The 15,965-nt window shown below is 40.8% G+C and carries 9 protein-coding genes; 3 read left to right on the top strand and 6 right to left on the bottom strand.

Annotation, left to right across the window (positions count from 1 at the left end; genetic code table 11):
• Positions 1 to 9 precede the first annotated feature (9 nt).
• Positions 10 to 1,206: an acyl-CoA dehydrogenase family protein gene (locus B5D82_RS11315; protein ID WP_081151621.1), complete on the top strand. Its 1,197-nt coding sequence runs from the start codon at positions 10 to 12 to the stop codon at positions 1,204 to 1,206.
• A gap of 358 nt (positions 1,207 to 1,564) precedes the next feature.
• The gene (locus B5D82_RS11320; RefSeq protein ID WP_081151622.1) at positions 1,565 to 3,733 is read left to right on the top strand and encodes a TonB-dependent receptor; all 2,169 of its coding nucleotides are present in this window, start codon (positions 1,565 to 1,567) and stop codon (positions 3,731 to 3,733) included.
• An 83-nt stretch (positions 3,734 to 3,816) separates the two neighbouring features.
• Here B5D82_RS11320 and B5D82_RS11325 read toward each other — a convergent pair whose 3' ends face one another.
• Both B5D82_RS11325 and B5D82_RS11330 read right to left on the bottom strand, forming a co-directional pair.
• Positions 3,817 to 4,620 (bottom strand): SDR family oxidoreductase, encoded by an 804-nt coding sequence (locus B5D82_RS11325; RefSeq protein WP_081151624.1) that lies wholly within the window; start codon positions 4,618 to 4,620, stop codon positions 3,817 to 3,819.
• A 96-nt stretch (positions 4,621 to 4,716) separates the two neighbouring features.
• Positions 4,717 to 5,922, bottom strand: coding sequence for an acetyl-CoA C-acyltransferase (locus B5D82_RS11330; RefSeq protein WP_081151625.1), 1,206 nt, complete (start codon positions 5,920 to 5,922; stop codon positions 4,717 to 4,719).
• A 383-nt stretch (positions 5,923 to 6,305) separates the two neighbouring features.
• On the opposite strand from B5D82_RS11330, the gene B5D82_RS11335 reads away from it, so the two are divergent.
• Positions 6,306 to 7,115, top strand: a complete 810-nt coding sequence (locus B5D82_RS11335; protein WP_081151627.1) for an SDR family NAD(P)-dependent oxidoreductase — start codon at positions 6,306 to 6,308, stop codon at positions 7,113 to 7,115.
• Between the two features lie 389 nt (positions 7,116 to 7,504).
• Here the strand turns inward: B5D82_RS11335 and B5D82_RS11340 are convergent, their stop codons facing one another.
• The 4 genes from B5D82_RS11340 to B5D82_RS11360 all read right to left on the bottom strand — a co-directional run bounded on the left by B5D82_RS11340 (position 7,505) and on the right by B5D82_RS11360 (position 15,838).
• The gene (locus tag B5D82_RS11340; protein WP_081151628.1) at positions 7,505 to 9,850 is read right to left on the bottom strand and encodes a TonB-dependent receptor; all 2,346 of its coding nucleotides are present in this window, start codon (positions 9,848 to 9,850) and stop codon (positions 7,505 to 7,507) included.
• A 1,133-nt stretch (positions 9,851 to 10,983) separates the two neighbouring features.
• On the bottom strand, positions 10,984 to 14,040 hold the full coding sequence (locus B5D82_RS11350) for an efflux RND transporter permease subunit (RefSeq protein ID WP_081151631.1): 3,057 nt from the start codon (positions 14,038 to 14,040) through the stop codon (positions 10,984 to 10,986).
• 10 nt (positions 14,041 to 14,050) lie between these two features.
• Entirely contained in the window at positions 14,051 to 15,121 is a 1,071-nt protein-coding gene (locus B5D82_RS11355) for an efflux RND transporter periplasmic adaptor subunit (RefSeq protein WP_094122800.1), read from the bottom strand.
• Positions 15,122 to 15,193: 72 nt separating this feature from the next.
• Complete coding sequence (locus B5D82_RS11360) at positions 15,194 to 15,838, bottom strand: MarC family NAAT transporter (protein WP_081151633.1); 645 nt, start codon at positions 15,836 to 15,838, stop codon at positions 15,194 to 15,196.
• Positions 15,839 to 15,965 lie beyond the last annotated feature (127 nt).

Here is a 15,965-nt window from a genome sequence, read left to right on the forward strand (position 1 = left end):
GTAGAACCAATGAAAATAAGCTTTAGTCCCGAAGACGAGAAATTTCGCGCAGAAGTCGCGCAGTGGTTAACACAAAACCTAGTCGGTGAATTTGAGCAGCTGAAGTTTCGCGGCGGTCCGGGGGATGAGCATATGTTTCCCGAAGCACGGAAAAAGTGGGAACAAAAACTTGCCCAAGGCGGTTGGTCTTGTGTGGGTTGGCCGAAAGAATATGGTGGCCGAGGCTGTTCGATTGAACAACAAGTCATTTTTAATGAAGAGTATGCTCGTGCGGGCGCGCCTGGGCATGTTGGCCATATCGGTGAAGGTTTAGCCGGCCCAACAATTATCGCTTTTGGTAATGCAGCGCAAAAACAAAAATACCTTCCCGGCATAGTTGCAGGTACCGAGTTATGGTGCCAAGGGTATTCTGAACCTGGTGCGGGTTCCGATTTAGCCAATGTAAAGACCAAGGCTCATTTTGACGAGGCTAAAGGTAAATGGATTATTAGCGGCCAAAAGGTCTGGACATCATTAGCCCATGAGTCTGACTTTATTTTTGTTATTGCCCGTACAAATCCAGGCTCTATTGCACATAAAGGCTTAGGTTTTTTCTTGATGAAAATGGACCAACCGGGCATTGAAGTGAGGGGAATTAAACAGCTCACTGGCACGTCAGAATTTAATGAGGTTTTTTTTGACGAGGCGGAATGTGACGCCGATGATATTGTTGGTGAACCAGGCGAAGGTTGGGCGATTGCCATGGGCCTACTGGGTTTTGAGCGAGGTGTCTCAACTTTAGGTCAGCAGATGCAGTTCCAGAACGAGCTCAATCAAGTTATCGACATCGCTAAAACCAATGGGAGTCATCAGGACCCCGTTATTCGTCAACGAATTGCCGATGCTCATGTCAGATTAAAAATTATGCGATATAACAGCATGCGAATGTTATCCGATGCGGGAGACGGTGGTCTTAAAAAAGAAGCGTTAATTTATAAGTTGTATTGGTCTACATGGCATCGAGATTTAGGTGAGTTAGCCATGGATGTCTTAGGTCCAGAAGCAGAAATTTTAGCCTCAGCGCCATATAACTTGACACGCTTGCAATCGATGTATTTATTTGTTCGTTCCGATACCATTTACGGCGGTACCAATGAAATACAGCGAAATATTATCGCCGAACGGGGCTTAGGTATGCCAAAAGAACCGAAAGTTCAGCTGAAATAATTGTCGCTATTATAACTATGGCCGCCTAGATGTTATAACGCCTAGGTGGTCTTGCTAATGGTGCTGCAGAATCCTAAATTCCCCCACTTCAATCCCCCTCAATCTATGATGTCTATGTTCAGAAAGAGAATATAAAAAAATCTAGTTCATTTAGCCTATGTCAGACCTCGACACGATGATTAGTATAAAGGGTGAACAATAAAAGCCTTAATTACGCGCATGACTTATCAAAAGTTTAGGCTATCACTTTGCTGAAGTCGCTATTGACATATGAATTTGGCAATAAACCGAACTTATGGCGCTTTTTATAATAACAGTATCAATGTTGTAAACGTTAAAATAAAACAAGGAATGAAGTGTGAATTATAATAAAACCCCCTTAAATATCGCTTTAACAATCGCATTAGTTGGTATGTCTAATGCCAGTCACGCTGCGGAAAACGACAATAAAAATAAAGCTGCACTTGAAGTTATTGAAGTGACCGCACAAAAACGTGTGCAAAACCTACAAGAACTACCCACAGCAGTCTCGGTGTTTAACAGTGAATCGCTTAGAGAAAAAGGCATAACAGATGTTGAAGATCTCAGTATTTATACGCCTAATATGCAAATATCAGAAACACCGGGTGGCAGCACAGGTGCAACTATTGCTATTCGCGGCTCTGTGACCATTAATCCAGCAGTGACTTGGGAACCCACCACGGGGGTTTATATTGACGGCGTTTTTGTTTCAAAAAACATTGGCGGTTTATTTGATGTTGCCGCTATTGAGCGTGTTGAAGTTTTACGCGGCCCACAAGGTACACTTTATGGTAAGAATACCATTGGTGGGGCACTGAGTATTATGACCCGTAAACCAAGTGGAGAGCTTGGCGGAGAGGTGAGAGTGGGTGCGGGTAATTACGGCATGAAAGATCTTTATATCAGCGCAGACTCAGCCCAAATTAATGACAAATTAAGTTTTAATATCACCGCCAATAAAAAAACGCGTGATGGTTTTTATGACAACTTATCTGCTAACTCTGATGTGAAAAAGTTCAAAGAGCTAGACTCAACATCACTGCGTTTTGGTGCCTTGTATGAACACAGCGAAGACCTTAACTTTTATTACACCTATGACAATAGCGATAAAGACCTTACGCCTTCAATGGGACAATCCAGTATTCATGGTGTAACACCTGATGATACTAAAACTCGAAAAGAAAGCACTGCACTTGATGGCGCACAATTTGATCGTTCTGAAAGCTCGGGTCATGCGCTAACGGTTACTTGGCAAGCAAGTGATACTTTAACCGTTAAATCTATTTCGGCGTTTCGAGAAATAAACTATGAAGATGGTAATGATTATGACGGTTTTGATTTACTCGGCTTTCACACTATTCGCCGTGTAGATCACGAGCAAACCTCACAAGAAGTTCAATTTATCGGCAACCTTGAACAGTTAAATTATGTTGGCGGCTTATTCTATTTTAATGAAGAATCCCAAGCTGATAATCCATACATTCTAGGTTTTGGTACGGTTAATAACTACTATGGCGTTGAGTCTGAGTCAGTTGCAGCTTATGCTAATCTTGATTATAAATTATCAGATAAAATGACAATTGCTGGGGGTATTCGTTGGACATCAGAAGAAAAAACCTTCTACATTGAACATCCAGATGACTTCAGTTTTGCTTACTTTTTCCCATTACCTTATACAACAGCGAATGATACATGGACAAATACTTCTGCAATGGCCTCGCTTACCTATGAGTTGGCCGATAATATCAACACTTATGTGAAGGTGTCACAAGGTTGGAAAGCGGGTGGTTTTAATGGCGAAGCGGCAACTGCTGAAATAGCGGTTAAGCCTTACGATGAAGAAAAAGTATTGGCTTATGAGTGGGGTTTAAAATCTCGTTGGTTAGATCAACGTCTACAAGCTAACGTGGCGGTATTTTATAATGACATTACCGATATGCAAATGTCTGAGTTTTTAGGCGCATATTCTGATATTCAAAATGCCGGTGCTGCAAAAGTCAAAGGGCTTGAACTTGAACTAATTGCGGTACTAACTGAAGAGTTAACCGTTAACTTTAGTTATGGCATGCTCGATAGTAAATATGATGAATTTATTACTTACGATGTTTACACCGGTGTGGCAAATGATGTTACTCATAGTGCAGAGTTTCCATATAATCCAGACAATAAGTGGTCGTTAGGACTTAACTACTTAACAGAATTGTCGTTTGGTACTCTGAGCGCTTCTGCGGATTATAGTTATGTAGACGATCATTTTGTCTTTCATAATCAACCGGCTGCTGAATTTACCCGCGTTGAAAGCTATAACGTGTTAAATGCTCGCATATCACTTAGAGAAATTGCGGGTAGTCAATTTAGTGTCTCATTGTGGGGTAAGAACATTACTGATGAAGAATACCGCATTAATGGTATTCCTATGGGTGATGCCACTGGCGCTTTCATTGGTGGTATTAACTACTATGGTGACCCAGCGACTTATGGCTTAGAAGTTAGTTACCAGTTTTAATCGTTATGTTCGATAGTAATTAAAGCAAAAAAATGGCCTTGTTGAGATAACAAGGCCATTTTTTATAAGCGTAGTTACTTCACTTATAACGAAAAATCACTTCTTGGCATTGCCATTGGCGGAACCGTTATCCCGCCATTAACACCGAATATTTCCCCTGTGATATAACTAGCAGCAGGCGAAGCTAAAAATAGCGCACAAGCGGCAACATCTTCAGGTTGCCCCAATCGATTCATCGGCACTTGTTTTACCATTTTTAGTTCTAACTCTTCGTTCATAACACCTTTAAGTGCATCGGTAAGTGTTGAGCCAACACTGATGGCATTCACTCGTACTTTCGGTGCAAAATCTTGGGCTAAATTGAGTGTCATAAAATTCATCGCCGCTTTGCCAACGCCATAACTTAAAAAACCAGATTGTGCTATATGGCCACCAACAGAAGAAATATTGATAATAGCACCTGTGCCGGCAGTTTTAACCATTGCAGGAGCGCAAAGGCGTGACATGGAAAATGCTGTAGTAGTATTGAGTTTAAAGCAGGCTTCTAGCTCGTCTTCAGTGGTCATTAAAGTCGGTTTAATGGCGCCTGAACCACCAACATTATTGACTAAAATGTCGAGTCGTCCAAAATGTTCAATAGTTTTTGCCAGTAAGTTTTCCCGTTGCTGCTGGTCGAGAATATCACAAGCAACCACTAATGCCTTGCTACCGCGAAGACGAATTTGTTCGGCAGTATCTTCTAGTTGCTCGACAGTTCTTGCCGTGACGACGACATCAGCACCTGCATCGGCCAGTGCAATGGCCGTAGCTGCGCCAATGCCTCGTCCTGAGCCAGTGACAATAGCAACCTGGCCGGTTAATTTAAATCGCTCTAAAATATTAGACATTCAATACTTCCTCCATTAATTGTTTTTGGCGATATTAAAAAAGGGCGCAAAGCCCTTTTTTAGTCAAGATAGTTAATTCTAGTGCTTTCAGTTATCTTACAGGCATACTTCGAATAGACCTGCTGCGCCCATACCACCGCCGATACACATACTCACCACAACGTATTTCACGCCGCGTCGTTTGCCTTCGATTAATGCATGACCCACCATACGAGCACCACTCATACCAAACGGGTGACCAATGGCAATTGCGCCACCGTTAACGTTCAGTTTTTCGTTATCAATACCGAGATAGTCACGCGAATAAATCAGCTGACAAGCAAATGCTTCGTTAATTTCCCATAAGCCGATGTCTTCAATGCTTAGGTTATGCTGTTTTAATAATTTTGGAATAGCGTAAATTGGACCTATGCCCATTTCATCTGGTTCACAGCCAGCAACTGCCATGCCTCTAAATACGCCCATAGGTGATAAACCTTTTTGCGCCGCTAATTGAGAGTCCATAACGACACAGGCAGAAGCACCATCTGATAATTGACTGGCATTACCTGCGGTAATGAATTTACCTTCTGTAATAACACGGCCATCTTTCCAAACAGGTGCTAAGCTTTGTAGGCTTTCTAGTGTAGTAGATGGGCGGTTGCCTTCATCTTTACCCAGTAACACTTCTTCATAGCTGACTTCTTTGGTTTCGCGATTAAATACTGACTTGGTTGATGCCATCGGAACAATTTCATCATCGAAAAAACCGTTTGCTTGTGCTGCAGCAATGCGTTGTTGAGATTGTAAGCTGTATTCATCTTGCGCTAGGCGTGAAATGTTATAGCGTTTAGCAACCACTTCTGCTGTTTCAATCATTTGCATATAAGCATGCTCAGATTTTGACAGTACAACTTTAGACACATTGCGATAACTGTTCTTATGCTTGTTTTGTACCATTGAAATAGATTCAACGCCCCCTGCAACCACAGTGTCCATTGAACCCACCATGATGTTTTGTGCGGCAAAGGCAATACTCATTAAACCTGATGAACATTGTCGGTCAAGGGTCATACCCGGTACGCTATTGGGTAATCCTGCAGCGGTTGCAGTTAAGCGGCCTAAGTTATAGCCTTGGGTGCCTTGTTGGGCTGCACAGCCGATGATCACGTCGTCAACTTCTGCACCTTCTATACCTGCGCGCAGAACAGCTTGCTCTACGGCATGACCTGATAATGCAGGAGCTTCGGTGTCGTTAAAGGCACCACGAAAGGCTTTGCCCATTGGAGTTCTGGCGGTAGATACTATGACTGCTTCACGCATGATTATTCCTTACTTGTTGGGAGCATCGAGATACTCGCACGATTAAAATTAGGTTAGGCAATAACAAAGCATGCTTTGGATAATATTCTAGGAATATAGTTACGCTCAACCCATACCAAGAATAAAAATAGAAATTGCCAGTTAGTTCATTAACACCTATGAAGCAATATTGAACATCGACCATTTGAGGTAGACAATGATTATCTTTGGTAATTAAGTGAAACATAGCTCGGTAATTCTAAAATGAAAGACATAAGTAATGACGACAATACCCGTCTATTTGAACGATGCATTAAAGTTGGTAATAGGTAAATTACTTCTTTGAGTTTATAGCCGTTACTAAAATATAAGTTCGACGGATTTTAATAAAAAGGAACAGATTGATGTCAAAAATAGCGTTTATTTCAGGTGCTAGTCGAGGTATAGGGCGTGCAACCGCTATTGCGTTTGCAAAAGCTGGCTACAAATTAGCGATAACGGCTCGTGAGCTAGGTAGCAATAGCTTACAAAAAGACAAGTCCTCAAATGATAATTATGCAGGTAGTAGTTTAACTGAAACAGCTCATATGCTTGAAGAGTTTGGCACTGAAGTTATCGCACTCAAAATGGATTTACTGAATACAAATTCAGTACATGTGGCTATAAATAAAGTACTAGAACACTTTGGCACGGTTGATGTTGTGATTAATAATGCGATTTACCAAGGACCTGATCTTAATGCCGCTTTAATGGATTTAAGCCCGGATACTTTCGAGAAAGTTGCCAGAGCTTATATCGGCGCACCGGTGCAAATAACGCAAGCGGTGATACCAAGTATGTTGCAGCAACAAAGCGGCTGTATCATCAATATTACTTCAGGAGCAGGAGAGAAAGATCCTCCTATTCCCGCATCTCGCGGTGGTTGGGGTTACGCATATGGAGCAGGCAAAGCGGCTGTTTCTCGTTTATCAGGTATTATTTGCAGGGAACATGGTCATCAAGGTATTAGGGCGTTTACGGTCAATCCTGGCGTGGTTAATACTGAAACATTACGTGCCACAATAGGCGATCAAGGTATAAAAGGCTTAAAACAGGCAGTGGCAGAGCCTGATGAGATTGCCAATGTATTATTATGGATAGCTGAAAACCCAGCGGCAGACTCTATGCAGTACAGTACTATTCAAGCACAAAAGTTAGCAAAAGATCTGAAATAAGCCGGCAAGTTTTCACGCTATGCACATTTAAAAGGGTAATTTATTATCCTTTTTTATTGGCTGTTTTTTACGTGATGTCTAGAAGATAGTCGCCCTTATATCTGTGCTAAATGGATAATGAACACTCTTCTTAATCTCTATTACTTTAGATAATCAAATTTTTTCACAAATACATCAGTTAATAAAACCTTATAGAGGGTAATTCATACTCTTTTTTGTTGGCTGATGAGTGCGTGATGTTTAACTGATAGTGGGATTTATACCAAGTTGATTAATCAACTTGGTATTAGATGGGGTAATTACTAGCACAATGCATGATTTGATTGTTAAAAGGCCTTAATAATTACTTATTAAGGCCTTTAATGGTTTGTGCGCAATTAATCTTTCAATTAAAAGTTAAATACGACATCAACACCATAGCTTGAAGGAGCACCGTAACTTCTGGTGTCAAAGAATCCAAGGCTAGCACCATGAAGCTGATATTCTTCATCGGTAATATTACGACCGAAAATTGACACTTTTAGGTTAGATTTATCACCGACTTGAATCTCAGATAATGTTACACGAGCATTCAGTAGATTATATGAATCTGCCACCATATTCGGGTCAATTAAACTAAATTGGAATTCATCGTTCATTGAGTAATCAGCATGCAAACTTAAATGACCAAACTCGAATTCAGCCATGGTCCAACTCATCGCTAGTGAGGCCGTAAAAATATTAAGGTCTGAGAATGTATCATCAGTATATTCAGTATCTCTGTAACCATAGCTTGCGGTAAACATTAAATCTTCTGTGGCAGCAAACTTAGCATCAAATTCGACACCAATAGTTTTCGACTTACCAGAGTTTAATGAGTGACGGACATTACCGCCATCAATCACCGTAACTTGTAAGTTAGTATTGTCATTATAAAAAATTGCGGTGTTAAGCATAATGCGGTCATCTAACAGCATGGCTTTAGCGCCAATCTCATAAGCAGTGGTATCTTCAGGATCCGCTGGTGTTAATGTCCCTTCATAGTTCGCTTCACCGCCATTTGCTGGATTTAGATAAGAGAATCGTTCTACCGAGCCTGAGTTAAAAGTACCGGCAGCGTAACCTTGGGTTACTTTACCGTAAACGGTTAAATCTTCATCAACAACATAGTTAACCACTAAAGAGCCAACCGTTTTACTCCACTCTTTTTCAGCAGATAAGTTGTTACGTAACATAGCATCAGGCTCAGCTAAATTTACGATAGACTTTTCATCTTTAGTGTGGCGAAGACCCATGACTACATTTAACGCATCAGTTACGTGATAATCAACTTGAGCAAACAATGCCTGTGCCGTATTGTCTACTTCATAGAAAACGCCCCATGGTAAGGGATCTGCAAACAACAAGTTGGCGCCTTGACCCGTAAAGATATTAATACTCCAAGGGTTAATTTCTTTACCTTCTTCGGTGAAGTAATAATAACCTGCGACATATTCTAGTTGTCCATCCATCAATTCACCCAGAAATTGGAATTCCTGTGAACTTTGCTTTTGTGATTTCTGGTTGGTATATGAAAAGGCCGGAATAGGTGCGAAATTACCTGTTGGTTGGAACGTAGCATCAAGCTCTGCACCAAAATATGCGCCACCGCTTAAGTTCACACCGTCGGTTAAGTCAGAAGAATATTTACGGGTAGAAGAGATAGATTTAAAGCTATGATGTTCGGCAAAATCCCATTCTGCTGTCAAGTTGTGGCCTGAAATTTTAACATGTTCTCGGCCATGTTGATTTAGCTCCCAACTTTCTTGGCGACCGCCTTCGAATTCATTAGCTGCCATCATAGCAAAGACATTACCACCGTAAAATGTACCTGTGCCCATATGAAGCGTAGGAACAGTAGGGTCAGTAAAATGAGGGCGTACGTTGCTCACTTGCACTGGAATAGAGACAGAACTACCATCCGTTTTGTCGTAACTGTAATCAACCGAGAAATCGTCACCGGTATAACGAAGAACGAAACGCATTGCATCCGTTTCTTTAGCGCCGAGGTTTTTTTCTTTGGCACCTTCAAAAGTGTTTTTCGCCCAACCGTCTTCTTCGCCAGTCATATAGGTAAACTTGGCAGTAAAATTGTTAAATTCACCGGTATCAATCGAAGTGGTAGAGTTAAATAGTCCATCAGAGCCAACGGTAAATTTTTGTTTAAATTCAAACTCATCCGATGGTCTTTTGGTCACCATGTTAATAGCGCCACCTGTCGTGTTTTTACCCCAAAGTGTTCCTTGAGGGCCACGAAGTACTTCCATACGTTCTAAATCAATAATACTAAATATTGCCCCAGAATTACGAGCTAAATACACACCATCTACATAAATGCCAACCTTAGGGTCTACACCTAAAGAAGGCTCGTTAGTACCTAAACCACGAATATTGACACCGACATTGAATGCACTACCAATTGGCACTACGACTTGAGTATTAGGGGCAATGTTATTTACATTACTAATGTCTTGAATGCCTAAGTTTTCGATGGCATCGCTGTCAAATGCGGTTATGGCGATAGGGGTTTCTTGTAGGGTACTAATACGTTTTTGTGCCGTTACAGAAATACGTTCTATGGCCGCTTTTGCTTTACCTTCTTCTTTTACTGTTTGCTCTTCTTCGGCAAATGCTTGTGTAGAAAGAGCACAAGCAATTGCAAGCGCTAGTGGTTTAATAACTAGATTTACGCTACTTAATTGATTTTTGATATTCATCCTAACGCCTCTTTTGTATTGTTGTATTGTTTGTTGTATTTATATATTTTATTTTTATTAAATTATTAGCATTATTAAATTAACGATAAGGGAGTTTTAATTTAATAATTATTGTAGGGCAGGTTTGGTTCAGAGAAAGATACAGCTTCGATACTAGTGCAAGACAGTACGGCAGACCCGCAGTGCTTAAATCATGACTTAACTTTTCATTTTTTGAAAGTTTAGCCAAAATTGTTAGGTTTTTAGTCATAAGTAATTTACTGACAAAAGAGTTCATTAATGCTTTGCTCCTCATCCTTTTCTCCTTATCTGACGTTTACTGACGCTGCTCTAATTACTAACGAAGTAATTCCAAGGTGCTTTTAATATATTTGCTACAGTTCAATATTTATTCAAATACGCCAGTATGAAATCGTCTATTAGGACTAGTCAGTTTGATATTTAGGCAAATGCATCTATGCAAAGATTAGATTAGTTATAAAGTATCGCGAGAAATAAAATACTTTATGTCAGTGCTAAAGACTGAACGGCAAGCCTCTTTAAGTTGAATAATATTGCATTTTTTGGTTACTAAATATGCTGAAATGATGATGTTAATAGTGCTATACCGTCTAGATAGGAAGGCATTCAAGTGATTAAGATTGAAAATAACGTCTGACTTTTCAATCTTGGGGTGGTAATCAAGCAGCACAGCGAACGGAGCAACTAATTGCACAATATCATCTGGAGAACAGCAACCGTATTAACGGTATAACATTTTTTATAATCTATTTGCTGGCTAAACATAGTTATGAAAGATCTGGTCTTAAGACTGAAAATCTCATTTAGCGGCCTACTTGAGCACGAAATAAACTTTTAATTAGCTCATAATCATAGCAACCGAGCAATCAACGCAAGCTGGTGTGGTTGAAGAGTGGTGTAAGTCATGCTTTGTCGTGCTGATAATACGCAAAATTTTATCAGGTCAGGCTACTTAATCTTGGGCTATTTTTCTGGGGGGGGGGGGCGAAGCTGTCTAGAAAATGCTTTTAAGGTGTTACTAAATTGATGAGAAGAAAGTGAGGGTAACTTTAGTTAAAATTACCCTCACCTTTTAAAAGACCTACTTAATGACAAGCTAAAAATCTTGTTAATTACTCTGCTATTTCCTGCGGTGATATCTTCATAAATATGGTATATAACACTGGAATTAGAATTAAAGTTAACAATGTTGCGAAGAGTAGCCCAAACACTAACACGACGGCCATCGACTGGAAGAACGCATCAAAATATAAGGGAATAACACCCAAAACAGTGGTCAGTGTGCCCATCATTACCGGTCGCATTCTGCTGTTGGCTGAATCGACTACCGCGTCAAATCTTGCTTTACCTGATCGAATTTCCATATCCATTTGATCGACTAATACAATGGCGTTTTTAATGAGTAAACCAGAGAGTGATAGTAAGCCCAGTATGCCCATAAATTCGAGCGGTATTTGCGTAGTAACCAGTCCAACGACCACGCCAATAAGTGCTAGCGGCACCACTAACCAGATAATTATCGGTTGCTTGATGGCATTAAACAGAACCACAACAATTAACACCATCGCTAATAAACCTAGCGGAATAGTGGAGGCTAGCATTTCATTTGACTCTTTTGATTGGCCATATTCCCCATCCCATTCCAGCGTATAACCATCGGGAAGTGCAATAGCTTCTATTTGAGGCCTAATTCGATTAAATACTTCAGAAGCAAGTTGGCCTGAGACTGGATCTGACTGTGCTTTTATCGTCCATATTCTATCTTCACGCTTTAAAATCCCGTCGCGCCAAATGGTTTTAAAGCCATCTGTCACTTGCGCTAATGGCACGGTTTTCCCGGTCAGTTGGCTTAGTACTTGAATGTTACTAATGTCGGTTATCTGCAAGCGCTCTTTTGCCGGCGCTCTAACGATGATCGGTATTAATTCATCTCCTTCACGGTATAAGCCAACGGTTTGACCCGTAAAATTCTTCTGCAATGCATCAGATACTGATTTTCTATCGACCCCGGCTCGCTGTGCATTAACCGGAGAGTATTGTGGTTCAATAACTCTCACTTGCTGTCGCCAAGTATCTTTAATCGATAGTGCTCCACCATCTCTAACCATAATCGCTTTAGCTTGCTCAGCTAGTTCACGAAGTACTGAGGGTTTAGGCCCTTTAAAGGTTGCTTCTATTTTTGAACCACCACCTGGTCCCATAACAAAGCGCCATACTTTACCTTGTGCATCAGGAAAAGACTGATCAATGTAGTTTTGTACTTGCGGCAACATCGCATCTAACTTTTTGTAATCATCAACTTTAGTCAGTATTTGTCCATAGGAGCTGTTGGGTGACTCACTGCCGTAAATCAGCATAAAACGTAGGCCACCACCGCCAATTAATGTTTGTACACCTTCAACACCTTCAAGTTTTTGAATGTAGGCTTCTAGTTGCAGCATATTTTTTTTAGTTTTTTCAATATCAGTGCCTTCAGGCAACCAAAAATCGACGACCATTTGCGGCGTGGTTGATGCTGGGAAAAAGCCAGATTTAACGAATTTAAAACCCCACATTGAGGTGGCGAACATACCGATAACAATAGCTACGGTTAACCAACGATGATGTAGCGCAGCTGTAATAAGGCTCTGATAACCCGAGATGAGTTTATTTGGTTTTTCTTGGCTTTGTTCAGCATTTTTGTCTTGTTTAAACAACATGTAACAAAATAGCGGTGTCAGTGTTACTGCGAATAACCAGCTGTATAATAGTGAGATTAAAATCACCCAAAACAAGTGCCCAGTAAACTCTGCAGTATCGCCTGGCGCTAAGCCAATGGGGGCAAAGGCGACTATACCGACTAACGTACCACCTAATAAAGGCCATTTGGTTTGTTTGACAACTTCAGTCGCTACGGCTAATTTCTTTTGGCCTTTCTTTATGCCAACAAGCATACCTTCAGTGACGACAATCGCGTTGTCTACCATCATACCCAAGGCAATAATCAGTGCGCCCAATGAAATACGATGCATGGGTATGCCACTCGCATCCATAGTGGCAAGGGTTGCAAAAATGGTTAGTAGCAACACCGAGCCAATTACAATACCTGAGTTTAAGCCCATAAAAATAAGCAAGGTAACCATGACAATAATCAGGGCAACAATGACGTTGACAACAAAGTTATCTACTGAGGCCTGTACTACTTCTCCTTGATGGTAGTATTCATGAATATTAATGCCAATAGGTCGACGGCTTTCTGCCTCAATAATTTTAGCATCGACCCGCTCAAAAACTTTAACAACATTGGTACCTAGTACGCTTGCAACGCCAAGCGAAATAGCCGGTTTACTGTTATATCTAACCAGTTTAGTGGTTGGCGATTGAAAGCCACGATAGACATTGGCAATATCTTTTAAATAGATGGCTTTACCATCACCCGATGCGCTAATTAATAAATTTTTGATGGTATCGACAGAGTCGATTTCACCGGTCAGGTCGATAAACACTCTTTGCTCGCCAATTTGCGTGTTACCGGCACTTACCATGGTGTTCTGCTTGTCGAGAATTGAGTAGATATTGTTAATTGATACACCCAGCGCGGCCACTTCTTCGCGGGCTATTTCGACAAATATTCCTTCTTGTTGAACTCCTGTCATGGCGACCTTTGCTACACCCTCTACCTGCAATATATCGCCTTGCAGGTTCTTTGCGTAAGCATGTAACTCATCAGGAGAATATCCCTCTGCGGTCAATAAGTAACTTAGCCCATAAACATCACCAAAATCATCGAATACCACGGGTGTTCCTACACCTGGTGGGAGCGACGACTTGGCATCGTTAATTTTATTTCTTAGCTTGGTCCATATAATTTGTAATTCTGATTTTGTTTTTGAAAATTCAGACTTAATATCCACTTTTATTTCAGATTTACCGGCTGAAGAGGTGGAGGATATTGAGTCAACTTCTTGCAATTCTTGTAGTGCACGTTCTAAGCGTTCTGTTACTTCCTCTGCCACTTCTAAAGGACTAGCTCCAGGGTAAGGGACGAATATTTGAGCGGTACGGATAATAAACTCAGGATCTTCAAAACGTGCCATATTTTGATAAGAAGAGAAGCCAAAAGCGATAGTCAAACAAATGATTATGACGCTAATAAGTTTATTTTGAATGGTTAGCTTTGCAATATCCAAAGTAGCGCTCCTAAGACTTAGACCAAGAGCTAACAATCATGCCCTCGGTTAAATAATTTGCACCGGCACCGACAATAGTATCACCAGGATTCAGACCACTGGTAATCACCAGCTCTTCACCAATACCATCAGCAATAGTGACTGGAGCTTTGCTAACTTGCATTGAATCAGTGGATACCTTCCAGACGTAGTGCTGGCCATTTTCTTGGAAAATAGCAAAGGTTGGCACAGCAACGGTGTGAGCTTTTGACGGGCTAGTTAATTTAAATTGAAGGCTTGCGTTCATTCCTGGCAAGATATTTAGCCCTTCAGGTGCAGTGAAAACAAACCTTACTTCATAAGTTTGGCTAGCGCTATCAGCCTCAAGATTTGCACGTCTGTATGTTGCATGAATAAGCTCATTAGGCGCAGCATCCAGTATGACAAAAGCTTGTCTGTCGGTTCGTGTATTTACCGTGGCAACAATTGAGGCAGGGATATTCACTATTGCCTCCATTTGACCTTTACCAAACAGCGTTAAAATATGTTGTCCTGGTGTAATATTCTCCAAGACTTTAGCTGGTACTGCAGCGACTACTGCATCATAGGGAGCAATAAGTGTACTGTCAGCTATGGCTTTTAGAGCTGAATCATAAGTGGACTCAGCGACTTCTTTTTTTGATTTTAGTTGTTCTAAGTCACGCGCAGATATTACGCCTGTTTTTGACAGGGTAGTGCCGCGAATAAAATCGCTTTCAGCGGCTTCAAACTGAGCTTTTGCAGAGTTTAACTGATTAATAAAACCGCGTTTCTCCAACGATGCTAATTCATCGCCTTTGGCAACATCTTGCGCCGCAATAACATTCAATTTTTCCAGTTTACCACCGACTTGAAAATTCAGCTTTGAGCTATGAACAGCATCGAGTGTCGCTGGGTAAGTAAACACTCGCGAGTCATCGGCACTTGCAATGGTAATCAATTTAACCGGGCGCGGCGCGGCTTCCGTTTTTTCTATTATCGGTTGTTCGCTACAGCCACTGATAAAAATGAGTACAGCTACACTTAATATGAATAAGCGCGATGAGTTAGATATTATTGTCATATTGAATTTTCCATTTTGATAGCGGCTTAAGTAAGCGGCTAGTTTTCAGTGGTCGAAACTATCAACCAATTTTTAAAAAAATGAGCGTATGGTGTTAACGACCATATCTACACCTATGCTAATCAGAAAGAAGCCCATCACTTTTGTCATGGCTATAATACCGTTAACCCCCATAAATTTGACGACTTTAGTCGCGGCGCTTAAGACTATCCAGCAAATTAATGCAGCGACAGCAATACCGGCTATAACAACGATGTAGCCATATAATTCATCTTGCAAAGTTTCGGCGGTATTTATTCTTGCTGCCATGGCAATCACAACGGATATAGCACCAGGGCCGCTCATGGAAGGCATTGCTAGAGGCATAAATGCAATATCATTTGCGGTTGTTTGTTGAGTAAGACCACCCGGCATTGAAATTGGCGCTGGAAACAGCATTCTAAAACCGAGGTAGCCAATAATGAGACCGCCAGCAATGCGAAGAGAAGTGAGTTCAATGCCGAAAAATGCGAGTAATTGCACGCCAAATATTAAAAAAACACTCAACAGCAAAAACATATACAGCGTGGCTAAATTAACCGCTTTCTGTCGTTCTTGCTTGCTAAAATCTTGGGTAAGCGATAAAAACATCGGCGCAGTCGAAAAAGGGTTAGCGATTGGAATAAGTGCGGCAACCACAAGTAAAATATAACTTAAAAACTGTAGAACTTGCTCCATTTTTTGACTCCTCAACTACGGTATATAGCTTATTAAAGACCATAAATAATAAATTGTCCTGAAATTATTAATCAGTATTCGACTCAATAGTCGAACATACTCTAACTACTTTTATATAAAAATGAGT

Origin of the sequence: Cognaticolwellia beringensis, assembly GCF_002076895.1 — a bacterium.
In the GTDB taxonomy this organism is placed as follows: domain Bacteria; phylum Pseudomonadota; class Gammaproteobacteria; order Enterobacterales; family Alteromonadaceae; genus Cognaticolwellia; species Cognaticolwellia beringensis.